18 protein-coding genes, 1 tRNA gene and 1 pseudogene are annotated in these 23,978 nt (G+C 73.8%); 7 read left to right on the top strand and 13 right to left on the bottom strand.

Features of this window, described 5'->3' with window-relative positions:
• The first annotated feature begins 105 nt into the window (after positions 1-105).
• The 4 genes from ACQUFX_RS23540 (at position 106) to ACQUFX_RS23555 (ending at position 3,366) form a co-directional block, all read left to right on the top strand.
• The gene (locus ACQUFX_RS23540; RefSeq protein ID WP_428962476.1) at positions 106-1,344 is read left to right on the top strand and encodes a helix-turn-helix domain-containing protein; all 1,239 of its coding nucleotides are present in this window, start codon (positions 106-108) and stop codon (positions 1,342-1,344) included.
• Between the two features lie 395 nt (positions 1,345-1,739).
• Positions 1,740-1,901 (top strand): hypothetical protein, encoded by a 162-nt coding sequence (locus tag ACQUFX_RS23545; RefSeq protein WP_428962477.1) that lies wholly within the window; start codon positions 1,740-1,742, stop codon positions 1,899-1,901.
• Between the two features lie 23 nt (positions 1,902-1,924).
• On the top strand, positions 1,925-3,064 hold the full coding sequence (locus ACQUFX_RS23550) for a helix-turn-helix domain-containing protein (protein ID WP_428967049.1): 1,140 nt from the start codon (positions 1,925-1,927) through the stop codon (positions 3,062-3,064).
• Positions 3,061-3,366, top strand: coding sequence for a hypothetical protein (locus ACQUFX_RS23555; protein ID WP_428962478.1), 306 nt, complete (start codon positions 3,061-3,063; stop codon positions 3,364-3,366). Before ACQUFX_RS23550 ends, ACQUFX_RS23555 begins: the two co-directional genes overlap by 4 nt.
• A 93-nt stretch (positions 3,367-3,459) precedes the next feature.
• Here the strand turns inward: ACQUFX_RS23555 and ACQUFX_RS23560 are convergent.
• Positions 3,460-3,533, bottom strand: a tRNA-Thr gene (locus ACQUFX_RS23560).
• A gap of 128 nt (positions 3,534-3,661) precedes the next feature.
• On the opposite strand from ACQUFX_RS23560, the gene ACQUFX_RS23565 reads away from it, so the two are divergent.
• Positions 3,662-5,467: a metallophosphoesterase family protein gene (locus tag ACQUFX_RS23565; RefSeq protein WP_428967050.1), complete on the top strand. Its 1,806-nt coding sequence runs from the start codon at positions 3,662-3,664 to the stop codon at positions 5,465-5,467.
• Between the two features lie 13 nt (positions 5,468-5,480).
• Here ACQUFX_RS23565 and ACQUFX_RS23570 read toward each other — a convergent pair whose 3' ends face one another.
• The 6 genes and pseudogenes from ACQUFX_RS23570 to tmk form a co-directional block, all read right to left on the bottom strand.
• Complete coding sequence (locus tag ACQUFX_RS23570; protein WP_428962479.1) at positions 5,481-6,341, bottom strand: PSP1 domain-containing protein; 861 nt, start codon at positions 6,339-6,341, stop codon at positions 5,481-5,483.
• Positions 6,342-6,665: 324 nt separating this feature from the next.
• Positions 6,666-7,349 (bottom strand): hypothetical protein, encoded by a 684-nt coding sequence (locus ACQUFX_RS23575; RefSeq protein WP_428962480.1) that lies wholly within the window; start codon positions 7,347-7,349, stop codon positions 6,666-6,668.
• Positions 7,350-7,486: 137 nt separating this feature from the next.
• Positions 7,487-7,783 (bottom strand): annotated as a pseudogene (locus ACQUFX_RS23580) (hypothetical protein); the annotation flags it as partial.
• A 1-nt stretch (position 7,784) separates the two neighbouring features.
• Positions 7,785-8,114 carry a YbaB/EbfC family nucleoid-associated protein gene (locus tag ACQUFX_RS23585; RefSeq protein WP_067370469.1) on the bottom strand — a complete coding sequence of 110 codons (330 nt, stop codon included), beginning with the start codon at positions 8,112-8,114 and terminating at the stop codon, positions 7,785-7,787.
• 228 nt (positions 8,115-8,342) lie between these two features.
• Entirely contained in the window at positions 8,343-9,533 is a 1,191-nt protein-coding gene (locus ACQUFX_RS23590) for a DNA polymerase III subunit delta' (protein ID WP_428962481.1), read from the bottom strand.
• Positions 9,533-11,869, bottom strand: a complete 2,337-nt coding sequence (tmk, locus tag ACQUFX_RS23595) for a dTMP kinase (RefSeq protein ID WP_428962482.1) — start codon at positions 11,867-11,869, stop codon at positions 9,533-9,535. The genes ACQUFX_RS23590 and tmk overlap by 1 nt, the downstream gene beginning before the upstream one ends.
• Positions 11,870-11,967: 98 nt before the next feature.
• Here tmk and ACQUFX_RS23600 point away from each other — a divergent pair, with 98 nt between their 5' ends.
• A complete protein-coding gene (locus tag ACQUFX_RS23600) occupies positions 11,968-13,176 on the top strand; it encodes an amino acid deaminase/aldolase (RefSeq protein ID WP_428962483.1) in 1,209 nt (402 codons plus the stop codon).
• Positions 13,177-13,223: 47 nt separating this feature from the next.
• Here the strand turns inward: ACQUFX_RS23600 and ACQUFX_RS23605 are convergent, their stop codons facing one another.
• Positions 13,224-13,799: a TetR/AcrR family transcriptional regulator gene (locus tag ACQUFX_RS23605; RefSeq protein ID WP_067370477.1), complete on the bottom strand. Its 576-nt coding sequence runs from the start codon at positions 13,797-13,799 to the stop codon at positions 13,224-13,226.
• Positions 13,800-14,025: 226 nt separating this feature from the next.
• Here ACQUFX_RS23605 and ACQUFX_RS23610 point away from each other — a divergent pair, with 226 nt between their 5' ends.
• Positions 14,026-15,381 carry a D-arabinono-1,4-lactone oxidase gene (locus ACQUFX_RS23610; protein ID WP_428962484.1) on the top strand — a complete coding sequence of 452 codons (1,356 nt, stop codon included), beginning with the start codon at positions 14,026-14,028 and terminating at the stop codon, positions 15,379-15,381.
• A 100-nt stretch (positions 15,382-15,481) separates the two neighbouring features.
• Here ACQUFX_RS23610 and ACQUFX_RS23615 read toward each other — a convergent pair whose 3' ends face one another.
• The 5 genes from ACQUFX_RS23615 to ACQUFX_RS23635 all read right to left on the bottom strand — a co-directional run bounded on the left by ACQUFX_RS23615 (position 15,482) and on the right by ACQUFX_RS23635 (position 23,689).
• Positions 15,482-16,402: a DUF559 domain-containing protein gene (locus ACQUFX_RS23615; RefSeq protein WP_428962485.1), complete on the bottom strand. Its 921-nt coding sequence runs from the start codon at positions 16,400-16,402 to the stop codon at positions 15,482-15,484.
• Between the two features lie 182 nt (positions 16,403-16,584).
• Positions 16,585-19,440, bottom strand: a complete 2,856-nt coding sequence (topA, locus tag ACQUFX_RS23620; RefSeq protein ID WP_428962486.1) for a type I DNA topoisomerase — start codon at positions 19,438-19,440, stop codon at positions 16,585-16,587.
• A gap of 392 nt (positions 19,441-19,832) precedes the next feature.
• Positions 19,833-20,606: a hypothetical protein gene (locus ACQUFX_RS23625; protein WP_428962487.1), complete on the bottom strand. Its 774-nt coding sequence runs from the start codon at positions 20,604-20,606 to the stop codon at positions 19,833-19,835.
• Entirely contained in the window at positions 20,597-21,136 is a 540-nt protein-coding gene (locus ACQUFX_RS23630) for a hypothetical protein (RefSeq protein WP_067370488.1), read from the bottom strand. The genes ACQUFX_RS23625 and ACQUFX_RS23630 overlap by 10 nt, the downstream gene beginning before the upstream one ends.
• Positions 21,137-21,310: 174 nt before the next feature.
• Positions 21,311-23,689, bottom strand: a complete 2,379-nt coding sequence (locus ACQUFX_RS23635; protein ID WP_428962488.1) for a sodium-translocating pyrophosphatase — start codon at positions 23,687-23,689, stop codon at positions 21,311-21,313.
• Positions 23,690-23,978: the final 289 nt, after the last annotated feature.

Genomic DNA, 23,978 nt, shown 5'->3' on the forward strand with positions numbered 1-23,978 from the left:
GCGGGTCGCCACGTTCGGTGATGTGGGCGTACCGTTCGGTGTGGCGGTCCCGCCGGTTGTAGCGGTCGGCGGGCCGCCGCCCAGACCGTTACCTGGGAGATGACCATGACTCGACCGACCACCGGCGAGCACCTCGCCCGGCTCCGCCGCCAAGCCAGCCTCACTCAGGAGCAGCTCGCCGAGCGCTCCGGAATTGGCGTTGAGACCATCCGCAAGCTGGAGCAGGGTGTCCGCCAGTCATCGCGCCTGGACACCCTGCACGCACTCGCCCGCGCCCTCGCCGTACCCACCAGCACGCTGGTGGGCGACCAGGCCGAGGCCGCCGCACGTGCCGAGCCGGATCACCGTCCGCTGTCCCTCGCTGAGATCCGCCGCGCAGTCGCCCCGGTCCGAGGGCTCGGCGGCGCTGCGCTGGCCGCGCCCGTCGACGAGCCGCCCACGGTGGATGTGCTGCGGGCGCGGCTGCACCACGCCGACCGGGCGTACCAGGCCGACGACTACGCCACCGCGCTCAGCGCCCTACCGGGACTGCTGCTCGACGCCCGCGCCCGCGCCGGCCTGGCTGATGACACCGACAGGCCCGCCGCGTACGTGCTCCTCGCCCGCACCCAGCACCTCGCGGGGAACCTGCTCATCCAGTTGCGGGCCGGGGACCTGGCGCAGACCGCCCTCTCGGGTGCCCTGGACGCCGCCGAACGGGCTGGCGACAAGGTCGTGGCGGCCACCGTGATGCAGGGGCAGTGCTGGTTGCTGATGAGACAGGGTCGGCTGGGCGAGGCCGCCGAGCTGGCCGTCCTGACCGCCGACCAGATCGAACCAAAGTTCAGCCGGGCCACGCCGGCCGAGCTGGCCGCATGGGGCTGGCTGGTGATGTCCGCCGCCGCCGCGTACGCCCGCGACAACGAACCGGGCACCGCCACCGAGCTGGTCGACGCCGCAGCCGCAGCCGCGGCCCGGCTTGGTGACCGCACCCCGGCCAGCGAACACCTGATGATGGTCTCCGGGTTCACTGCCGGCAAGGTCCAGATGCAGCGGGCGGAGAACGCGGTCGTCGCCGGCGATCCGGTCCGGGCGCTGGAGCTGGCCGCTCTGGTGCCGCACGGACCGACGCCGGTCGGGTCGAGCTGGCAGCGTCACCGCCTGGACGTCGCGTGGTCCCACGCCCAGCGGCGGCAGTACGGCGAGGCGACCGCCGTGCTGTCGGAGCTGCGGGCGCTCGCTCCTGCCTGGCTACGGCACCAGCGGTACGCGCGGGACATCGTGCAGTCGATCTCGAATGGCCGGCGGCGGGCGATGTCGACGGAGCTGGCCGACCTGGCGTCGTTGGTGGGGTACACAGGCTGACCGGGTGACTAGTACGTCGCGTACCAGTTAGGGCGGGGCGGGCTGGTTCTGGTTGATACGCACCCTGGTCGCGGGCCAGCGGTGTTGACAGCCTGTGCATGGGCTGTTCACCGGCTGTACCACCTGTCAGCCGGGGCCCGGTGGCGGCGGGTCTCTGTGTCCCAGCGATGTGTGCGACCCGCCGCCACCCCCGATCCCTGGGGTGCGGGCCGTCTCGGAGCCGCCCCCGGCTATCAGTCACAGGGGATGGCGATGATCAGACGTACCCGCGAGAAAGCTGAACCGCCGGCTCCCGGGCCGGACGGTCAGGCCGAGACCGAACGCTCTCAAGCCGACGACCGGCCCCCGGCCGAGTCCGCACCCGCCGGACGCCGGATCGGCCGGAGGTCTCTTTGATGAGCATCGACGAAGAGGTCGACCCGTTCTCCGTGGCCATCGTCGCCCGCCGCGTGCTGTCCACACACGAGGCGGGACGGCCCTGCTGGCGGTGCACCGGGGACACCGTCGCCGACTGTACGGAGCTTGCCTGGTTCCGGGACCAGGTGGCAGCACGGTGAGCGAGGTCCCGATAGGCCGGCGGGTGGCGTACTGGCGGAGCCGGCGGAACATGTCACAGCAGCAGTTCGCCGACCGGCTCGGCAAGTCCAAGAGCTGGGTGGACAAGGTCGAACGCGGCGTGCGGTCCCTCGACCGGGTGTCGGTGATCCACGACGTCGCCCAGATACTCGCCCTCGACCCCGAGATCCTGCTCGCCGGTGACCACCGCCCCGAGCCAACGCAGTCTCCTGCCGAGGCGGCGGACGGCGTCCAGGCCGTCCGGGCGGCGCTGACCCGGCACCCCGCCCTGACGGCCCGCCCGACCGCACCGGCACCCGAACCCGACCGGTACCGGACACGCATCGCACACGCCGACGCGGTGTACGGACACGGCCGGTACGAGGTGCTGCTCGAACTCCTGCCCGGCCTGCTCCACGACAGCCACCGGATGGCGGTCGACCAACAGGTCCAGGCGTACCGGCTCACCACCCTGGCCCTGGTGAAACTCGGCGTGGTCGACCTGGCATGGCTGGCCGCCGACCGGGGCCTGGCCGTCGCCGCCAGCACGGATGATCCGCTACTGGCGGCCGTCGCCGCCGCGCCACTCGGCCAGGCCCTGCGCGCCGCCGGCCGCCACCGCCAGGCCTTCGAGACAGCGATCGTCAGCGCACACCAGATCGCACCACTCACTGACGAAGCCGGCACGCCCGCCGAACGGGCCGCGTGCGTGATGCTGCTGCTCCAGGCCGCGCTCGCCGCCGCCGAACACCGCGACCGGCCGACGGTGACCGAACTCCTGGACGACGCACACGGGATGACCGAGCCGTCCGGGGCAGAGCGCGCGGCCGTCGCGGCCGCCCGAATCGCCGCAGCGGCAGCGCTGGGCGAGGGTCGGAGCGCTGTCGACCTGCACGAAGACCTCACGGCCGGCCCCGGATGGCCGCTGCTGCCCCTCGAACACCGGGCCGCGCACCTCGTCGACGTCGCACCGGCTTACGTGCTGGCCGGTGACCTGGTCGCCGCCGGCCGGGCACTGCTGGACGCGGACCGGCTCGCGCCCGCAGAGGTTCGGGTCCGGCCGACTGGTCGCACGACCCTGGCCAGGATGCTGGCCCGCACCGACCGGCCGGATCCGCTCCTGCTGGCGCTCGCGGATGCCGCCGGCGTGGGCGCTGCCCGATGAGCGTGCTGAGGGTGCCGGCCGGCACCCGGCTGTCGCTCGCCGCCGGCGAGTGGGCGAGCCACCTGGGTCTGCCCGGAGCGACGCCGCTGGAGGTGCGGACCGTGGCGGTGCAGGGGGTGGCCGACCCACCGGCACCGGTCGGCATGCTGTGGGTGCGCGGGCATCTGCCGGAGTGCTCAGGGCCGGGCGCGTGTGCGCGGTCATGGTGCGTGCGGGTCGCCGTACGCCTGGACGTGCTCTACGACGCGGTGGCCGGTGGCCCAGATCAGGCGGTTGTCCACCCGCCGGTTCCCGACCGGTAGTGCACCGGTTCGTACACTGTTGATCTCTGCGAGACACGGAAAGACCCTCTGACCTTTGGGTGTTTACCCAGGTCAGAGGGTCTTCCCTCACCGAGCCGCCTGACGGAATCGAACCGTCGACCTACGCATTACGAGTGCGTCGCTCTAGCCGACTGAGCTAAGGCGGCAACGATCGTCAAGTGTACGGCACGGAGCGCCCCCGGGCCGAGCGGGATCCCCGTATCCACGGCGGGCCGGACAGCGGACCCGCCGGGCGTCGGTCGGCGGACAGCGGTTCCCAGGAAGCGGCACTACGCTGCGCCGGGTGAGCGACGATTCCACCCCCGTCGTCGACCCGGACGACCCGCACGCCAGCGAGGCGGCCGGTGGCCGGCCGGCGCACCGGCCGCGTACCACCGACCCGCGTGAGCTGGGGTTCACGCCCCGCAAGCCGGTGCCGTGGCTCGCGCCGCTGCTGCTGATCAGCACCGGGCTGCGGACCCTGCTGGCCATGCTGTTCGGGGCGTACCTGGACAAGCGGGAACTGCAACGGGCCTTCGGCGACGGGGTGTCCCGGCAGGTGGGGCCGGACGGCGGGCTCTGGCTCGACTACGTCGCCGACCTGGGCGACGGCTTCAACGCCACGTACTCGGTGGCCTACCTGCTCGCCCAGCGGGAGCTGACCGTCGACGGGCACCGGCTGCCCCGGGCGCAGACCCTGGTGATGGGCGGTGACCAGGTCTACCCGTCGGCCGGCTACGAGGCGTACGAGGACCGGTGCAAGGGGCCGTACCAGGCCGCCCTGCCGGCCACCCCGCCCGAGCGGCCCACCCTCTTCGCGGTCCCCGGCAACCACGACTGGTACGACGGGCTGACCGCGTTCCTGCGCCTGTTCGTGCGGACCCGGGACCGGCACTTCGGCGGCTGGGGCACCGGCCAGACCCGGTCGTACTTCGCCGTCCAGCTACCGGCCGACTGGTGGCTGCTGGGGCTGGACGACCAGTCCGGCTCCTACCTGGACGACCCGCAGCTCACCTACTTCCACCAGGTGGCCGGGCGGCTCGGCCCGCACTCCCGGGTGATCCTGGCCGTGCCCGCGCCGACCTGGGTCAAGGCCGTGCAGGACCGGACCGCGTACGACTCGATCGACTACTTCATCCGCACGGTGATCGCGCCGACCGGGGCCCGGGTCCGCCTGATCCTCACCGGCGACTCGCACCACTATGCCCGGTACTCCGGCCCGGACCGGCAGTTGATCACCTGCGGCGGCGGTGGGGCGTACCTCTCCCCCACCCACCGGCTGCCCGAGCGGATCGAGGTGCCGCCCCGGGACACCTTCTCCCGCCGGGCCAGCAAGACCCGTGAGTACGAGCTGGCCGGCCGGTACCCGGAGGCGGCCCGGTCCCGGCGGTACGGCTGGGGCGTCTTCGCCCGGCTGCCCCGCCGCAACCCGGGTTTCGCCACCCTGCTCGGCATCCTGCACACGCTGCTGATGCTCGCCATGGCCGGGGTCGCGGCCAACGACGTGGACAGCACCGACCAGCGGCTGTTCAGCGTCCCGCTGGTGATCATGCTGGTGGTGACCCTGCTCGGGGCGGCCCTCTTCGCCAAGCCGCCGACCGCCAGCGGCAACCGGCAGGCCCGGCACTGGATCCTCGGCACCGGCCACGGCCTGGCGCACATCGGGCTGGCCGCCGCCGGCACCTGGGCCTGGCTGAGCCTGCCCGTCCACGACTGGGTCTGGCCGCTGCCCGCGCTCGCCGCGGCGGTGCTGTACGGCCCGGTCGCCGGGCTGGTGGCCACCCAGGTCGTGGCCGGGTACCTGCTGCTCGCCGGGACGTTCGGGGTGAACCTGAACGAGCTCTTCGCCGGGCAGGGCATCGAGGACGCCAAGGCGTTCCTGCGGATCAGGATCGACCCGGACGGGACGCTGACCGTGTACCCGATCGCCGTCGACCGGGTGGCCCGGCGCTGGCGGGTCAACCCCGACCCCGACCCCGAGTCGTCCTGGCTGGTCCCCGCCGGCCCGCTGCGGCCCCGGCTGGCCGAACCGCCGGTCGTCGTCGCCCCGACGGCCACCCCGGCAGCGGCCCACCCGACGGGCGGGGGTCAGGACAGGTAGTTCCGTACGCCGGTCAGCGGGCCACGCTCTGCGGGCCCGACTGGTCCCGGCTGTCGTAGGCGCGACGGGAGCCGCAGACGTCGGCACGGGAGCACATGGAGCGCGAGCCGTCGGCGTCCAGACGCACGGTGACGGCGTCGCGGGGGACGCTGTGGCCGACCACCTTGCCCTCGCCCTCCGGAGTGGAGACCCGGGCACCGATCGCCGGGGCGGACTCCTGGAACTTCGCGTACAGCGGGTGCTCGTACTTGAGGCAGCACATCAGCCGGCCGCACGCCCCGGAGATCCGCAGCGGGTTCAGCGGGAGGTCCTGGTCCTTGGCCATCCGGATGGTCACCGGCTCGAAGTCGTTGAGGAAGGTCGCGCAGCACAGGTCCCGGCCGCAGGATCCGATCCCGCCCTGCACCCGGGCCGAGTCCCGGGCGGAGAGCTGGCGCAGCTCCACCCGGCAGTGCAGGGTGGCGCCCAGGTCCCGGACGAGGGAGCGGAAGTCCACCCGGTGCGGCGCGGTGAAGTAGATCGTGGTCCGGTCGCTGCCGCCCTCCCCGGTGGAGAGGACGTGGTCGACCGCCACCACCTTCATCGGCAGGCCGTGCTCCCGGATCAGCCGCTTCGCGGCGACCTTCGCCTCGGCCTTGCGCCGCCGCAGCGTCTCGTCCCGGCGCAGGTCCTCCTCGCGGGCCAGCCCGGCCAGCCGGGGGAAGCCGTCGGTGTCGTCGGTGACCCACTGGGCGGCCCAGACGCACTCGGCCACCTCGGGCCCGTCGTCGGTCGGCACCAGCACCTTGTCGCCGACCTGCGGGCGCAGCTCCCCCGGGTCGAGGTAGTACAGCCGCCCGTACCGGTTGAAGCTGACCGCGCAGAGCATGCCCATGCCCCCACCCTACGACGCGCCGACCCGACCCGTCCGGACAGGTGTGGCCGGACGGTCACCCCCCGCGACGATCCACGGTGATCGAATCGACCGACCCGAGTGTCGAGCCGCCGTCCGGCACCGGCCCGCTCGACCCGACGGCCGGTCCCGGCTCGCCCGGACGGCTGAATCATGGTGCGGCGGGGAGACAGCGGACCGTCGGCGGCGTTGAGTGGAGGCAGGCCTGCGGGGAATGCAGGAAAGGGCCGCGGCGTCGCGCCCCGTCCACCGGGAACCTCGGACGGGCTGCGCGACGCCGCGCCACTCCACCGTGGACGGGCCGGGTCACCAGCCCAGCCGGGTCGGGGTGTCGGGGCGCACCGGACGCTCGACCGGCGGACGCCAGGGCGCGGGGCCGAGGCTCGGCGACCACTCCCGCAGCAGCGTCTCCGCGCCGTCGTAGGCCACCGAGAGCACCGCGAGCACCCGGCGGGCGATCTCGGCCGCCTCGGCGGCACCGGCCCGACCCGACCCCGGCTCCCGTTCGGCCGCCCGGGGCGAGGTGGCCGCCACCACCGCCACCGCCTCGGTCGAGCCCAGCACCTCGGCGAGGGTCCGGGCCAGCGCGGCCCGGCTGCCGTCCACCCAGTCGGCGAGCGCGTCGGCGTACCCGGCGGTGGACTCCAGCCTGCCGACCAGGCTGTCCGGCCCCTCGTCGAGATGCCGCAGCAGGGCGGACCGGGACTGCCCGTACGCCGAGGCGGCCGGACCGGACCAGGCGACCGGGTCGGTGAGCGTGGCGCTGGCCTGGTCGTACCCCCGGACGAGCCGGCGCACCGCGTGGCCGGCGGTGGTCAGCGGCGCCGGGTGCAGGTCGAGGAAGCCACGGACCGCCTCCCCCGGCAGCACCTGGAGCCGGCGCAGCAGCGGCCAGACGGGGTGCCCCTCCGGCGCTCCGGCGGCGAGCAGTGTGTCGACCCGGCGCAGCAGGTCCAGCCCCGGCTCGGCGAGGCGGTCCAGGGCGTCCATCACCGCTCCCCGCGCCACCGGTGGCCGACGGCGTCGACGCCGGCCAGCCGGTGCCCCGGGACGTCCACGCCGGCCGGGCGGTGCGCCGGGCCGGTCGGGCGGAACCCGGTGACCTCCGCGCCGGGCGAGTGGCCCGGGCCGGTCAACCGGTCCCGGGCGGCGGCGTCGGTGTCGGCGTACCGCTCGGCGGCCTCCCGCACCGCGATGGCGGCGGCGGCCAGCCGGGCGGCGGCGGCCTCGGCCTCCCGGGCCCGCTCGTCGGTCGCGGCGGTCCACCGGCGGTGCAGGGCCCGGCCGATCTCGCCGGGGCGACCGGCGGCGTCCGCACCGAAGGCCGGGTGGGCCGGGTCGGTGGCGGTCACCCGGCGGGCCAGGTCGGTCAGGGTGACGCTCGCCTCGTCGAGGCGGGCCGCGAGGGCGCGCAGCGGCTCCATCTCAGGCCCCCGCGAGCGGCCGGTAGGCGGCGAAGGTCTCGTTGTGCAGCTTCTCCCGGGCCCACTGGGCGGCGTCGGCGGCGGCGGTGATGGCGGACCGCACGGAGGCGGCGACGGCACGCGGGTCCCGGGAGTGCAGCGGGCCGAGGAAGCGCACGTCGGTGATCCGGCCGTCGGCGGCCACCACCACCTCGACCAGCCCGTCCGGCGACCGGACGGTGACCTCGACCGTCGCCACCGCCTGGTCGAACTCGGCCTGGAGGGTCTCGATCCGGCGGTACCGCCGCACCGCCTCCTCGATCCAGGCCTCGTCGATCTCCCCCCGCGGCATCGGCGACCCCTCCCCGGCACTGCCTCACGCAGCGTGCCACCGCCGTCACGGCGACATCACCGGGGACCGTACCGCACACCAATTGCACCTGTCGATGCCTGTGGACAGCCGGGCGGCCGGCCCGGACCGAGGGGTCACCGCCGCCGGCCCGAGGAGTCATCCCTTCCTGACCGAGCAGTCAGCTTTCGGGGGCGGTGGGCGGCCGTCCGGGACGGCCCGCGCGGGACGTCAGCCCTTCCAGAGGGCGAGCATCATCGCCTCCACCGCGATCCGCGGCTTGACGTTCGCCGCGATCGCCGTCCGGCAGGTCAGGACCGCCTCCAGCCGGCGCAACGCGCCCTCGGCCGCCCACTTGCGCGCCCCCGCCCCGGCCAGCTCGGCGGTGTCGGCGTGCACCGGCGCGACGGGCGCGCCGACCGCGGCGGTCAGCGCGTCCCGGTAGAACCCGGCCAGGTCGACCAGGGCCCGGTCCAGGGCGTCCCGCTGGGCCCGGGTGGCCCGCGACTTCTGCCGCTTCTCCAGCTCCTTGATCTGCCCGGCGCTGCCGCGGGCCGCCCCGGCCGCGCCCCGCCCGGTGCCGCCCGCGCCGAGCGCGGTCTGCAACGCGGCCTTCTCGGCGGCGTCGACCTCGGCCACCGCCGCCTCGGCCTCCGCCTCGGCGGCCTCGATCAGCGCCGACGCCGCGTCGAGGGCCGCGCCGACCCCGGTCAGCCGGCGGGGCACCGCCAGCACCGCCGCCCGCCGCTGCTGGGCCTGCGGGTCCCGGGCCAGCAGCCGGGCCCGCTCGACGTCCCCCTGCGCGGCGGCAGCCGCCCACCCGGCCGCCTCCGGGTCGATGCCGTCCCGGGCGACCAGCACCTCGGCCACCGCGCCGGACGGCGGCTGCCGCAGCGGCACCAGCCGGCACCGCGACCGGATGGTCACCGAGACGTCCTCCGGGTGGGTGGACGGGGCGCAGAGCAGGAAGACCGTCCGGGGCGGCGGCTCCTCGATCGCCTTGAGCAGGGCGTTCCCGGCCGCCTCGGTGAGCCGGTCGGCGTCGGTCACCACGACCACCTGCCACCGCCCGCCGGACGGGGTGCTGGCCGCGCGCAGCACCAGGGCCCGCATCTCGGTGACCCCGATGGAGAGCCCCTCCGGCACCACCAGCCGGACGTCGGCGTGGGTGCCGGCCAGGGTGGTGTGGCAGCCGGGGCACTCGCCGCACCCGGTGCCGTGCACGCACTGGAGGGCGGCGGCGAAGGCGCGGGCGGCGACCGACCGGCCCGACCCCGGGGGCCCGGTGAAGATCCAGGCGTGGGTCATCCCGGCCCCGGGGGCGGCGGTGCCCTGGAGCACACCGGCGGCGGCCGTGGCGGCCCGACGCAGGGTGTCGACCGCCTCGTCCTGCCCGACCAGCTCGGCGAAGACGTCGGGCATCAGGTCCGGTGCCTCACGGTCACCAACTCCTCGTCGGATAACTCCGGCCGCCCGGGGGTCTCCGGCGGCTCGGTCGGGCGGGGCCTGACCAGGCCCTCCGGCTCGGCCAGCAGCTCGTCGACGCGGCGGGCGACCAGCTCGGCGATCTCCTCGGCCGGGCGGGACGCGTCCAGCACCAGGTACCGCTTCGGGTCGGCGGCGGCCAGGTCGAGGAAGGCGTACCGGACCCGCTCGTGGAAGGCGACCGACTCGGCCTCCAGCCGGTCGGCGTCCGCGCTGCGCGCGGCGACCCGGGACAGGCCGGTCCGCGGATCGACGTCGAGGAGCACCACCAGGTCGGGCTTGAGCCCGCCGGTGGCCCAGGAGGAGAGCCAGGAGACCTCGTCCACCGGCAGGGTCCGCCCGGCCCCCTGGTACGCCAGGGACGAGTCGACGTACCGGTCGCTGATCACCACCGCGCCCCGGACCAGGGCGGGCCGGACCACGGTCGCCACGTGGTGCGCCCGGTCGGCGGCGTAGAGCAGCGCCTCGGCGCGCGGTGACGGCGCGTCGGCCGAGGTGGTGCCCAGCAGCAGGGCGCGGATCCGCTCGCCGACCCCGGTGGCGCCCGGCTCCCGGGTCACCAGCACCTCCCGGCCCTGCCCGTCGAGCCGCCCGGCCAGCTGGCTGACCTGGGTCGACTTGCCGGCGCCCTCGCCGCCCTCGAAGACCACGAAGAGCCCGGCGGAGACGAACGGCTCGGCCGGCATCAGCGGGCGGCCCCGGATCGAGCCCCACAGGTCGGCGAGGACCGGCACCCCCTTCTTGTCGTCCATCTGGCCGAACGCGCTGATCCCGGCGAAGATCCCGGCCGCACCGGCGGCGAGCAGCAGCAGGCGGGTCGAGGAGACGGAGATGCCCAGGTCGACGATGTTCAGCTCGCGCGAGCCGCCGACCCCGGCGAGCAGGCTGCTCAGGCCGATCGCCAGGATCAGCACCATCCGGGTGCCGATCTGGACCACCGCGAAGACCCGGCCGCGCACCTCGTCGGCGATCTCCCCGCCGAGCAGGGTGGTGCCGGCGAGGAAGGCCATCCCCGCGCCCGCGCCGACCAGGACCGCCCCGACCATCGCCATCGACAGGTGGATGGCGAACGCCAGGGTCATCACGGACGCGCTGGCCAGCACGATGCTCATGCCGAACCACCGGCGGCGGGACATGTCCCGCACGATCATCGGGCCGAGCCCGATGCCGAGCGCCAGCCCGATGAAGATCGCCCCGAAGAGCAGGAAGAACGCGGCGTCACCGGCGCCCAGCGAGTTGGCGAAGAAGCGGGCGGTACCGATCACGATGCCGCCGCCGGCGAAGGCGCCGAAGATGCCCAGCACCAGACCCCGGACCAGCGGCGTCTGCCCGATGAACCGCCAGCCGTCGAGGAACTGGCGCACCATGGTCTGCTCGGTGCGTTCCTGCTCGCTGGCGCGGCTCTGGCTGATCTCCTTGATGCCGAAGGCGACCACCAGCGCGGTGGCCAGCCGGGAGAGGGCGTTGAACCAGAGCGCCAACTGCGCCGGCTCGGCCCAGTCGGGCAGGTCGCCGCCGCTCAGCCCCCGGACGCTGGCGTCGAGCACCGCGATCACCAGCGCGGCGAGCACCGGGGTGAGACCGTACGTGGTGATCAGGGTGAGCTGGTTCGCCGCCTCCAGCCGGGCCCGGGGGATCAGGTTGGGGACCGCGGCCTCCTTGGCCGGGATCCAGAGCAGGGTGACCGTCTCGATCAGGAAGGTCGCCACGGTGGCCCAGCCGACCACCACCGGCCCGCTGGCGCCGAGCAGGGCGACCAGCGGGATCGAGGCGAACAGCAGGAACCGCAGCACGTCGCAGATGACCATCGTCCAGCGCCGGTCGAACCGGTCGGCGAAGACGCCCGCGATCGGCCCGAGCACCAGCGCGGGGAGCAGCCGGATGGCGATGACGATGCCGAACGCCGCACCCTGGGCGGTGCTGCCCTGCACCTGGGCGGCGGCGAAGACCGAGGTGGCGAGCAGGCCCAGCCAGTCACCGAAGGAGGCCGCGCCGAGCACGATCCAGAGCCGGCGGAACGGCCGGATCCGCAGCACCGAGCGGATGCCCGCGTACCCGGAGAGGTCGGCCTTGCCGGCGGCCGGCGCACCGCCGGGCTGCCGGGTCGACTCGCCGGTGGGCTGGTCGGTGGCTCCGGCGTCGCTGGTCGGCGACACGCCGGACGGCTCGCCGTGCTGCTGGCTGTCGATGGCCGTACCTCCGCGTGCCGGCCCATCGCTGGGCGCCCCGGTGGAACACTCTAGTCCCGGTGGGGAGTCGCCCCGCCGCGACATTGCCTGCTCGCCGCAGCCTAGGTGGCCGCCGCCACCACCCGCAGCCCGGCAGAGGTGAGGGTATTTCGCATTACCGTCTCGACAGTTAGCGTGCACCAGTGACCACTGAACGTGACAAACTTCGCGAGCGACTCGAACGGGCGACGGCCCATCTCGACCCGCCGTACGCGGTGGTCGACCTCGCGGCCTTCGACGCGAACGCGGTCGCCCTGACCGACCGGGCGGCGGGCAAGCCGCTCCGGCTGGCCAGCAAGTCGATCCGCAGCCGGGCGCTGGTTGGCCGGGCCCTGGGGCGGCCCGGCTGGCGGGGCGTGATGGCGTTCACCCTGGCCGAGGCGATCTGGCTGGCCCGCAGCGGGGTGACCGACGACGTGCTGGTGGCGTACCCCACCGTCGACCGGGCGGCGCTGGCCGAGCTGACCGGCGACGCCACGCTCGCCCGGACCGTCACCCTGATGGTGGACGACCCCGGGCAGCTCGACCTGGTCGACGCCGTCCGCGCCCCGGCCGGTCGCCCCGAGGTACGGGTCTGCCTCGACCTGGACGCCTCCTGGCGGCCCCTCGGCGCACGGGTGCACATCGGGGTCCGCCGGTCCCCCGTGCACTCCGCGCGGGCGGCCGGCGCGTTCGCCGCCGCCGTCACCCGGCGGCCCGGGTTCACGCTGGTCGGGCTGATGGCGTACGAGGCGCAGATCGCCGGCCTCGGCGACGCGCCCCCCGGGCAGGCCGCGCTGGGCGCCGCGATCCGGGCCGTGCAGCGCCGGTCGTACCGGGAACTGCTGGCCCGCCGGGGCGCGGCGGTGCGCGCCGTCCGCGAACACGCCGACCTGGAGTTCGTCAACGGCGGCGGCACCGGCAGCGTGGCGGCCACCAGCGCCGATCCCGCGGTCACCGAGGTCACCGCGGGGTCCGGCCTGTACGGGCCGGCGCTGTTCGACGGGTACCGGGGCTGGCGTCCCACCCCGGCGGCCTACTTCGCCTGCGCGGTGGTCCGTCGCCCGACGCCCGGGATGGTCACCGTGCACGGCGGTGGGTGGGTCGCCTCCGGCCCGCCCGCCACCAGCCGGCTGCCCACCCCGTGGCTGCCGGCGGGGCTGCGGATGGTCGGATCCGAGGGCGCCGGGGAGGTGCAGACCCCGCTCACCGGCCCCGGGGCGGTGGGGCTACGGGTGGGCGACCGGGTCTGGTTCCGCCACGCCAAGGCCGGTGAGCTGTGCGAACGGGTCAACGAGCTGCACCTGGTCGTGGGCGACGAGGTGGTCGACACCGTGCCCACCTACCGGGGCGAGGGGCGGGCGTTCCTCTGACCGGCGGTGGAACACTCGGGACCGGCCTACCCGGTGCCGGCGGGTGGTCAGCCGGGCGGGGTGCGCTCGGCCGGGGCGTCGACCTGCCGGTGCAGGTACTCCCGGATCAGCGCCTTGGCCTCGGTCAGCACCCGCTCGTCCCCGTCCGGCGACCGGCGGAAGGCCAGCTTGATCAGGGCGTCCGCGGCCTCGACGGCGATCTCCAGGATGAAGCGCAGCCGGGGCTCGTCGGCGATGCCGAAGCGCTCGATCAGCACCCGGGCGAGCTGGTCGGCGATCACACCGTTGTTGTCCCGCTTCTCGTCGAGCAGGTGCAGGTCCACCACGTCGCCGAAGTGGAGGGTACGGAACCCCGGGACCGTCCGGTGCATCGTGATGTACTCGTCGATCCCCGCGTCGACCCCGTCCCACCAGTGGGTGAGGTCGTCGGAGGCGAAGCGCTCGTCGAGCCGCTGGAGGTAGGACTCGATGGTCCGCAGGGTCAGCGCCTGCACGATCGCCCGCTTGTCCGGGAAGAACTGGTAGACGGAACCGATCGCCACCTCGGCACGCTCGGCGAGCAGGGTCGTGGTCAGGCCCTCGTACCCCACCTCGTCGACCAGCTCGGCGCAGGCGTCCAGCATCCGCTGGACCCGAGCGACGCTTCGACCCTGCACCGGTACCCGGCGCAGCGGCCCGGTCGTGGCGGCTGGTGTGGACACTCGGCGCCACCCCCCTTCGACGGATGAACATATCTGCACGTCACGACTGTGTGACTACCGGTTCTAACGAGCCGACCTCGATTGCGGTATTTACCAGGCACAACGTTCCTGTTATGAAGACGGTTCATATTCACTTCGAGGAGTTCCGATGGCCGGTACCGCCGCACCGCGTGTCGACTGGTCGAACTGGGCGGGCAACCAGCGGGCCACCGCCGCCGCCGTGCTGCGCCCCGGCTCCGCCGAGGAGGTCGCCGAGGCCGTCCGGACCGCCGTCGCCCGGGGCCACCGGATCCGCCCGGTCGGCAGCGGCCACTCCTTCACCGCCCTCGCCACCACCGACGGGTACCGCCTGGAACCGTCCCGCCCCGGCGCTGGCGGCACCGGCGGCCCGGACGCCGACCCGCCCCGTGCCGGGATTGAGATCGACGCCGCACGGCGGCAGGTCACCGTACCGGCCGGGCTCACCCTACGGGAGTTGAACGGTCTGCTCGCCCGGCACGGCCTGGCCATGCCGAACCTGGGCGACATCGACGCGCAGACCGTCGCCGGGGCGATCTCCACGGGCACCCACGGCACCGGGGCGGCACTCGGCTGCCTGTCCACCACCGTCACGGCGCTGACCCTGGTCACCGGCACCGGCGAGGTGCTGCGCTGTTCCGCCGACGAGCACCCGGACGCCTTCGCCGCCGCCCGGGTCTCCCTCGGCGCGCTGGGCGTCCTGGTCGACGTGACCCTCCAGTGCGTCGACGCCTTCGTGCTGCACGCCCACGACCGCCCCGACCGGCTCACCACCGTCCTGGCCGACCTGCCGGCGCTGGTCGAGGCGCACGACCACGTCGAGTTCTTCTGGTTCCCCTACACCGACCGGGTGCAGGTCAAGACCAACGACCGGGTACCGGCCGACGACCGGCCGCTGCCCCGGTGGCGCGGCTGGCTGGACGACGACTTCCTCGCCAACACCGTCTTCGGCGGGGCCTGCCGGCTCGGCCGGGCGCTGCCGGCGCTGGCCCCGACGCTCAGCGCGGTCACCACCCGCGCGCTGGGCGAACGCCACTACACCGGCCGGTCCGACCGGGTCTTCTGCAGCCCGCGCCGGATCCGCTTCACCGAAATGGAGTACGCGCTCCCGCGCGCCGCCCTCCCCGAGGCGCTCGACGCGCTCCGGCGCATCGTCGACGGCCTGCCCTTCCGGGTGCTCTTCCCCGCCGAGGTACGGTTCACCGCCGCCGACGACATCTGGCTGTCGCACAGCCACGGCCGGGACTCGGCGTACGTCGCCGTGCACCAGTACGTCGGCATGCCGTACGAGCCGTACTTCCGCGCCTTCGAGCAGGTGGCGACCGGTCTCGGTGGCCGGCCGCACTGGGGCAAGCTGCACTGGCGCGACGCCGCCTCGCTCGCCGGGGCGTACCCCCGGTTCGCCGACTTCCAACGCCTCCGCGACCGCCTCGACCCGCACCGCGTCCTCGCCAACCCCCACCTGGAGCACATCCTCGGCCCCTGACAACCGGAGAGCGAGCCGGAGCCGGAGCCGGAGCCGGGAAGATCTTGGAGGAAAACGGCCCTTGCGGGGGCCGTTTCCAAGGTCCTCACACGGGAGGGGGTCAGGCGGACCAGCCGGCTTGGCGGAGGGCGGCGCGGAGTTGGGTGAGGACCTGGTCGGGGTGGGCTCGGAGCGCCCAGACCGGGAAGCGGAGCACCCGGTCGCCGTCGATCCAGAGGTCGTTCTGGCGACGCATGTCCGACCATGCCGTCTGCGGGTCGAGGTGCTGCCCACCGTCGATCTCCACGTGCACCCGCCACTGCTCGAAGTACGCGTCAAGGTAGCGGCGGCGGCCAGCCGAGTCCCGGCGTACCCATTGCCGGGTCGGCTCGGGCAGCCCGGCCCGCCGGACCAGGCCGAGGAAGTCCAACTCGGCCAGGGAGTGCGCGCCACCGGCCGCGTCGGTGGCGATCTCCAGGATCGGCCTCCGACGGTTGGCCCGGGGCAGACGGTCGAGCACCCGGTGCAGATCGTCCCCGCCCACCAGGCGTTGCTGGAAGCCGGCGGCGATCACGGCCCGCGCCCGGGCGTCGCTGTCGGCCCACTGTGCCGCGTCGATGAGCGACCGGGCCGGCCTGGTCCGACGGGGCGTACCGATGTCGAGCACATCCTCGGCCGGCAGCCGGGTCGTGCGGTGGAGCCGCACACCCGGCGGCAGCGGGCCGCGCCGACGGTCGGCGGGCAGCAGCAGGTGAACGACCTTAGTCGAGAAGCCGCGCAGGCCACCCGCCTCGGCGGCGGTCAGCCCGCCGAGCACCGCCTCCGGCCCGGCCGCCAGCACCGCGATCCAGCGGAGTTGGGCCGCACTGACCGGGCCGCTGTGCGTGACGAAGACCGCTCGGTGGACCTGCCGCCAGCGGCGGGTGGCCACCCGGTGCCGGATCGCCTTGCGGGACAGGTACCGACCGGCCTGGTCGAGAGCGATCACGTCCTCCTGCTGACAGAGCAGCCAGGTCAACTCGTCGGCGGTGTCACCGGGCAAGGCCCGCCCCCACCCCGCACCTGTCCAGCCAGCACCCGCACCGGTCGCCACCGGCCCACCCTGCCCAACCGCGCCCGTTCTCCGCTGCCCCTGTGGACAACGCACCGCCCAGCAAGAAGACCTTGGAAGAATGTGGCCCTTCGAGGGGCCGATTCCTTCCAAGGTCTTCCGCTGGGACAGGGTCAGTCGGTGGGGGTGGTGGCCTTCCTGGGGGCGGCCTTCTTGGCGGGGGTGGCCTTCTTGGCGGCCTTCGTCGGGGTGGCCTTGCCGGCGGTCGCCCCGGTCACCTTCGCGGTGGTCGTCTTCGTGGTGGTGGACTTGGCGGCCGTGGTCTTCTTGGCGACGGTGGTCTTCTTGGCCGCGGCCTTCTTGACGGCCTTCTTCTTCGGCGCCGGCCCCTTCGCCCGCTTCTCGGCGAGCATCTCGGCGGCCTCCTCGATGGTCAGCGCCTCCGGGGTCTGCCCGCGCCGCAGCGAGACGTTGGTCTCCCCGTCGGTGACGTACGGGCCGAACCGGCCGTCCTTGATGACCAGTGGCTTCTCGGTGGCCGGGTCGACGCCCATCTCCCGCAGCGGGGGCGCGGCGGCCCGACGCTGGCGGGTCTTCGGGGCGGCCAGCAGCGCCAGCGCCTCGTCCAGCGTGACGGTGAACATCTTGTCTTCCGAGTCCAGCGAGCGGAACTCGTCACCACGCTTGACGTACGGGCCGTAGCGACCGTTGTTGGCGAACACCTCCGCGCCGTCCGGCGCGACCCCGACCAGCCGGGGCAGGCTGAGCAACTGCAACGCCTGGTCGAAGGTGAGCGAGTCCGGCGACTGCGAGCGCAGCAGCGACGACTTCCGCTCGCCGCTGGAGACGTACGGGCCGTACCGGCCGGACTTGAGCACGATCGGCTCCCCGGTCGCCGGGTCGTCGCCGAGCTTGCGCTCGCCCCCACCGCCGAGGAACAGCTCGTGCACCTTCTCCGGGGTCAACTCGTCCGGGGCCAGCCCCTCGGGGATCGGGGCCCGGTCGCCCTGGGCGCCGCCCTCCTCGCCCTCCGCCGGGGCCGCCGGCTCCCCGCCGGGCAGCTCCCGCTGGAGGTACGGCCCGTACCGGCCGACCCGGACGACGACCTCGCGCCCCTCCTCGTCGGTGTGCAGCGGGATCGAGTTGACGCTGCGCGCGTCGATCTCGCTGAGGTTCTCGGTGACCAGCTTCTTCAGCCCGCCCGAGCGGGCGATGGTCTGGTCCCCGGCCCCGTTGGTGCTGCCGAAGTAGAACGAGGTCAGGAAGTCGACGGCGGCGTGGTCGCCCCCGGCGATCTCGTCCAGCTCGTTCTCCATGCTGGCGGTGAAGTCGTAGTCGATCAGGCGCGGGTAGTGCCGCTCCATCAGCCCGATCACCGCGAACGCGAGGAACGACGGGATCATCGCCTGGCCGCGCTTGACCACGTACCCCCGGTCCTGGATGGTCTGCATGATCGAGGCGTACGTGGACGGACGCCCGATGCCCAGCTCCTCCAGGGCCTTGACCAGCGACGCCTCGGTGTACCGCGACGGCGGCTGGGTGTGGTGCTCCTGCGCGGCCAGCTCGTCGGCGGTGAGCGGCTGGTCCTTGACCAGGTTCGGCAGCCGGCGCTCGGCGTCCTCCGCCTCGGCGTTCTCGTCGTCGCTGGACTCGACGTAGGCGCGCAGGAAGCCCGGGTCGGTGATGGTCTTGCCGGTGGCGCCGAAGTCGGCCTCCTCCTGGGCGGAGGAGACCGCGCGGATGCGCACCGAGACGCTGGAGCCGACCGCGTCGGTCATCTGCGAGGCGATGGTCCGCCGCCAGATCAGCTCGTAGAGCTTGAACTCCTCGGTGGAGAGTTCGTTGGCGACCTCGCCCGGGGTGCGGAAGTTGTCCCCGGCGGGGCGGATCGCCTCGTGCGCCTCCTGGGCGTTCTTCACCTTGCCGGTGTAGCGGCGCGGCTCCGGCGGCACGCTGCGCTCGCCGTACAGCTCGACAATCTGCCGGCGGGCCGCCGCGATGGCGGTCTCCGACAGGTTCACCGAGTCGGTCCGCATGTAGGTGATGTAGCCGTTCTCGTAGAGCCGCTGCGCGGTGCGCATCGTCTGCTGCGACGAGAACCGCAGCTTACGGGCCGCCTCCTGCTGCAAGGTGGAGGTGATGAACGGCGCGTACGGCCGGCGGCGGTACGGCTTCTCCTCGACCCGGGTGACGGTGAACGGCCGGCCCTCCAGCCGGGCGGCCAGCCCCCGGGCGCCCCCGGCGTCCAGGTGCACCACCCCGGCGCCCGGCCGGACCCGGCCCGTGGTCGGCTCGAAGTCCTTGCCGGCGGCGATCCGGTCGCCGTTCAGCGCGACCAGGGTCGCGTTGAAGGTACGCGGCCCGTCCCCGGGCTGGACCACCGCGAGGGTGGCCAGGATGTCCCAGTACTCGGCGGAGCGGAACGCCATCCGCTGCCGCTCCCGCTCGACCACGATCCGGGTCGCCACGGACTGCACCCGGCCCGCCGAGAGCTTCGGCATGACCTTCTTCCACAGCACCGGGGAGACCTCGTAGCCGTAGAGGCGGTCGAGGATGCGCCGGGCCTCCTGGGCGTCGACCAGGTCCCGGTCGATCTCCCGGGGGTTGGCGACGGCGGCCTGGATCGCCGGCTTGGTGATCTCGTGGAAGACCATCCGCTTGACCGGCACCTTGGGCTTGAGGGTCTCCACCAGGTGCCAGGCGATCGCCTCGCCCTCGCGGTCCTCGTCCGTGGCCAGGAGGATCTCGTCGACCTCCTTGGCGAGCTTGGTCAGCTTGCTGATCTGCTGCCGGCGGTCCGGGGAGACCACGTAGAGGGCGTGGAAACCGTTGTCGACGTCGACCCCGAGCCGGGCCCACGGCTCGCCCTTGTACTTGGCGGGCACGTCGGCGGCGTTGCGCGGCAGGTCGCGGACGTGACCGAAGCTGGCCTCCACGACGTACCCCGGGCCGAGGTAGCCCGAGATCGTCTTGGCCTTCGCCGGTGACTCGACGATGACCAGACGGGTGGTCCTGGCGTTGCTCGGCACGTTACTCCCCGACCTCACTCCTGCTCGTGGCCCATCGACTGATCATGATGATCAGGCGCGGACCGCCTCCGGGCCACCGGCGGTCCGGACGTCCAACGTAACGCGTTGTCCGCGTTTCGGGTTTCGCGGGCGGTGACCCGTCCCGCCACGGTGGTGGCGGCCGACGTCACCGGGGCCCGCCCGTCCCGAACGGCGCCACCGTACACCGTGAGTAGGGCACGCAGTGGGTGAGCGCGACGAAACCGGGCCCCCGGCTGAGCCACGACCTGCCCATCTTCTGTCGCAAACCAGCCTCCCGGCTGTCCCCCATCGGACACCCCCACCCTCGTTCGACCCGGTTGATCAGGATTTGTGCGACACCCGGTCCGGTCTGCCCGAGGCGAACTTCGTCATCACCGCTCCGGGGCGGGGACCGGGGTGGGTGGCGGGCCGGGCGGTGGCGTGGGCCAGTGCGTGGGCGGCACGGTGGGCGGGGGGTCGCCGACCAGTTCGGCCAGGCGGGCCACGCGACGACGACCGGTGATCCGGTACGCCGGGCCGCCGGCCGCCGCGTCGAGGAGCACCCCGGGCAGGCCGACGGCGGCCAGCGCGGCACCGACCGGCGCCCAGCCGCCCTCGTCGGCGCCGAGCCCGAGCCGGAACCCCGCCGGGTCGGCGCTGCCCGCCGCCGCCAGCCAGAGGCGCAGCCGCCGGCCGTTGAGGTGGAACCCGGCGGGCGGGCGCTGGACGCCGCCGCGCAGCCAGGCCACCGCGAGCGGAGCCAGGGTGCTGGCGTACGAGGTGCGGACGGCGTACTGCCCGCCGACCGGTTCCCAGGTGGCGGAGATCCCACGGCGGGCAAGCTCGGCCACCAGGACGTGCACCCGCCAGGCGTCGTCCAGCACGATCGCCAGTCGGGCCGTACCGCCCATCCGGACCACCTCACCCGGCCCGGCGAGCAGGCCGGCGAGATCGGCCACGGCGGGCTCGGCCGCCTCCGCGCCGAACAGCGAGAGCTGCCGCCCGCCGGCCTCGGTCCCGGCGGGCGGGCGGTGGGACCCGGGGGCCGACTGCCGGGGCGACGGAGGTGCGACGGGCCGGACGGGCTCAGCCGGGAGCGGCCCGGCCGGGTCTAGCGGAAGCTCCGGGGCCGGACCGGCTACGGGTTCGGGCTGCGTCAGCGACACTCCGGGACCTCGTCGAAGGCCTGCTTGAGCTCTGTCGAGTGCAACCGGCTGGTGTCCAGGGCACTCGCGTCGTACTCCTCGTTGAGCGTCGCCACGGCGGACCGGACCCCCTCGTAGAACGCCTCGGGTTCGCTGGTGCTCAGCCCGTCGATGGTGTCCCGGGCCCGACCGTACGCGTCCCGCACCTTGCCGAGCGAGGCGCGGAAGCCGGTGGAGACCTCCTCGCCCTGGTCGGCCCGGGGCACCCCGGCCTCCGCCACCTTGCGGCGGGCGGTCTCGCTCGCCTCGGCCGCGCCGGCGAAGAGTCGAACCAGATTCTCCTTCGCCTGCGCGGGGGTGGTCTGCGCGGTCATCTGCTGCTGGGTGCTGCTGGTCAACTTGCTGATCTCCGCCCGCCAGGGCGCGAGCGCCTCGCAGACCGAGGCGGCCCAGGCCCGGGGGGCGGGACCGCTGGCACAGCCGGCGAGCGCCAGGAGCGTGGCCAGGAGCACCGTCAGCTTTCCGGCGGCTGTCGCCCGGCAGGTACGCATGCGTTGCAGGGTACGGCCTCCGGCGGCACCCGCCACCCGTCAGGTTTGCCGGGGTACCCCGGCGACCCGTCCGTCCCGGGGCCCGGCCGGGGCCCGGTGGAGCCCGGTCGGGCCCCGGCCGGTGCTGGTCGGCCGGGGCCCGGCACGGGTGCCGTGCTCCGCGGGGTGCCGGAGTCAGGCGGTGACCGTCTCCGGCCGCTGGTCGGAGTGGCCGGCACCGGCGTCGTCGGCGTCGGACATCGCCACCCCCTTGCGCTTGCTGAAGACCACCGCCGCGACGACGATCAGCGTCGCCACCACGGCGATGCCGATCCGCAGCGCGGTGTTGCGGTCGTCGCCGACGCTCCAGGCCACCACGGCCGGGGCGATCAGCAGCGAGACCAGGTTCATCACCTTGATCAGCGGGTTGATCGCCGGCCCGGCGGTGTCCTTGAACGGGTCACCGACGGTGTCCCCGATGACCGTCGCGGAGTGCGCCTCGGAGCCCTTGCCGCCGTACGCGCCGTCCTCGACCATCTTCTTGGCGTTGTCCCAGGCCCCGCCCGAGTTGGCCAGGAAGACCGCCATCAGCGTGCCCGCGCCGATCGCGCCGGCCAGGTACGCGGCCAGCGCACCCGGGCCGAGGCCGAAGCCGACCGCGATCGGGGCGAGGATGGCGAGCAGGCCCGGGGTCATCAGCTCGCGCTGCGCGTCCCGGGTGCAGATGTCGACCACCTTGCCGTACTCGGGGCGCTGGCTGCGGTCCATGATCCCGGGCAGTTCGCGGAACTGCCGGCGGACCTCCATCACCACGGCCCCGGCCGAGCGGGACACCGCGTTGACGGCGAGCCCGGAGAAGAGGAACACCACCGCCGCGCCGATGATCAGGCCGACCAGGTTGCGTGGGTTCGCCACGTTCAGCGAGTTGAGGATCTCCGCGCCGACGTCCCCGACCCCCGCGTCGGCGTACGCGGTGCGCAGGGTGTCGGTGTACGACCCGAACAGCGCGGTCGCGGCGAGCACGGCGGTGGCGATGGCGATGCCCTTGGTGATCGCCTTGGTGGTGTTGCCGACCGCGTCGAGCTCGGTGAGCGTCCGGGCACCGTGCTCGTCGATGTCACCGGACATCTCGGCCACGCCCTGGGCGTTGTCGGAGATCGGGCCGAAGGTGTCCATCGCGACGATCACGCCGACGGTGGTGAGCAGCCCGGTGCCGGCCAGCGCGACGGCGAACAGGGACAGCGTGATCGACCCGCCGCCGAGCAGGAACGCGCCGAAGACCCCGGCGCCGATCAGCAGCGCGGAGTAGACCGCCGACTCCAGGCCGACGCTGATACCGGCGAGGATGACGGTGGCCGGGCCGGTCTGCGAGCTCTTGCCGATGTCCTGCACCGGCCGCCGGTTGGTCTCGGTGAAGTAGCCGGTCAGCGCCTGGATCGCGGCGGCCAGCACGATGCCGATGACCACGGCGGCGATGACGGTGCCGCGCGGGCCGAGCGGCGGGTCGCCGCCGTCGACGCCCAGCGTCGTGCGCCACTGCTCGCCGAGCTGGTCGGCCCAGGCCGGCTGGAGGTACACGAAGGAGGCGACGGCCACCAGCACGGCGGAGATCACGGCGGAGGAGTAGAAGGCCCGGTTGATCGCGGTCAGGCCGTTGCGGTCCGAGGCGCGCAGCCGGGTGATGAAGACGCCGACGATCGCGACCAGCACGCCGATGGTGGAGATGATCAGCGGGAGGACCAGGCCCTCGTTGCCGAACGCCGCACGGCCCAGGATCAGCGCGGCGACCAGGGTGACCGCGTACGACTCGAAGAGGTCGGCGGCCATGCCGGCGCAGTCGCCGACGTTGTCGCCCACGTTGTCGGCGATGGTGGCCGCGTTACGCGGGTCGTCCTCCGGGATGCCCTGCTCGACCTTGCCGACCAGGTCCGCGCCGACGTCGGCGGCCTTGGTGAAGATGCCGCCGCCGACCCGCATGAACATGGCGAGCAGGGCGGCGCCGAAGCCGAAGCCCTCCAGCACGGTGGGCGCGTCGCCCCGGTACAGCAGGACCACCACGGCCGCGCCGACCAGGCCGAGCCCGACGGTGAGGAAGCCCACCACCCCGCCGGTCCGGAACGCGATCTTCATGGCCGCCTCGCGGCCCCCTTCGCGTTCCCGGGCGGCGGCGGCGACCCGCAGGTTCGCCCGCGTGGCCAGCCACATCCCGGCGCCGCCGATGAACGCGCTGAACAGCGCGCCGACCACGAAGAACGCCGACCGTCCGATCTTGACGAGCGTCTCGCTGCCGGCGGTGTCGTGCACCGGCAGCAGGAAGAGCAACACCACGGCGATGACCACGAAGATCGCCAGCGTCCGGAACTGTCGCAGCAGGTACGCCGAGGCGCCCTCCTGGACGGCTCCGGAGATCTCCTGCATGTTGGTGGTGCCCGTGCCCGCTGCCAGGACGGTCCTGGTCAAAGTGGCGGCGAAGACGAGCGCCACCAACGCGACAACCGCGGCGATGACGACGTACGTCAGATTGGCACCGGTGAGGGAGAGCTCGCCACCTTGGGCGGCCAGAGTCCCGGACATCTATGTCCTCCTGTACCGTGCACTCGCGCCGACGGTGGAGACGCACCGACCGACGCCCGGATGCGAAAGTGCAAGCGCGCCGGCCTGCCCTGGCGGACCAGCGACCGGCACCGATACCCGCTGGTTGCGGGTCGGATCACTTGCTGACAACCCGGGTACTGTAGCCCCACATCGTGTTGGAGGTCACACCGAGGGGGCGCGCGGCGGCGATGATCTTCATCGCTGTGTTAGATGAGAAAATCTGATATAGCGGTGACCGCGACGACACGGACCGTGTTCGCCGGTCCGG

Origin of the sequence: Micromonospora fluostatini (assembly GCF_050410825.1) — a bacterium.
Taxonomy (GTDB): Bacteria; Actinomycetota; Actinomycetes; order Mycobacteriales; family Micromonosporaceae; genus Micromonospora; species Micromonospora rosaria.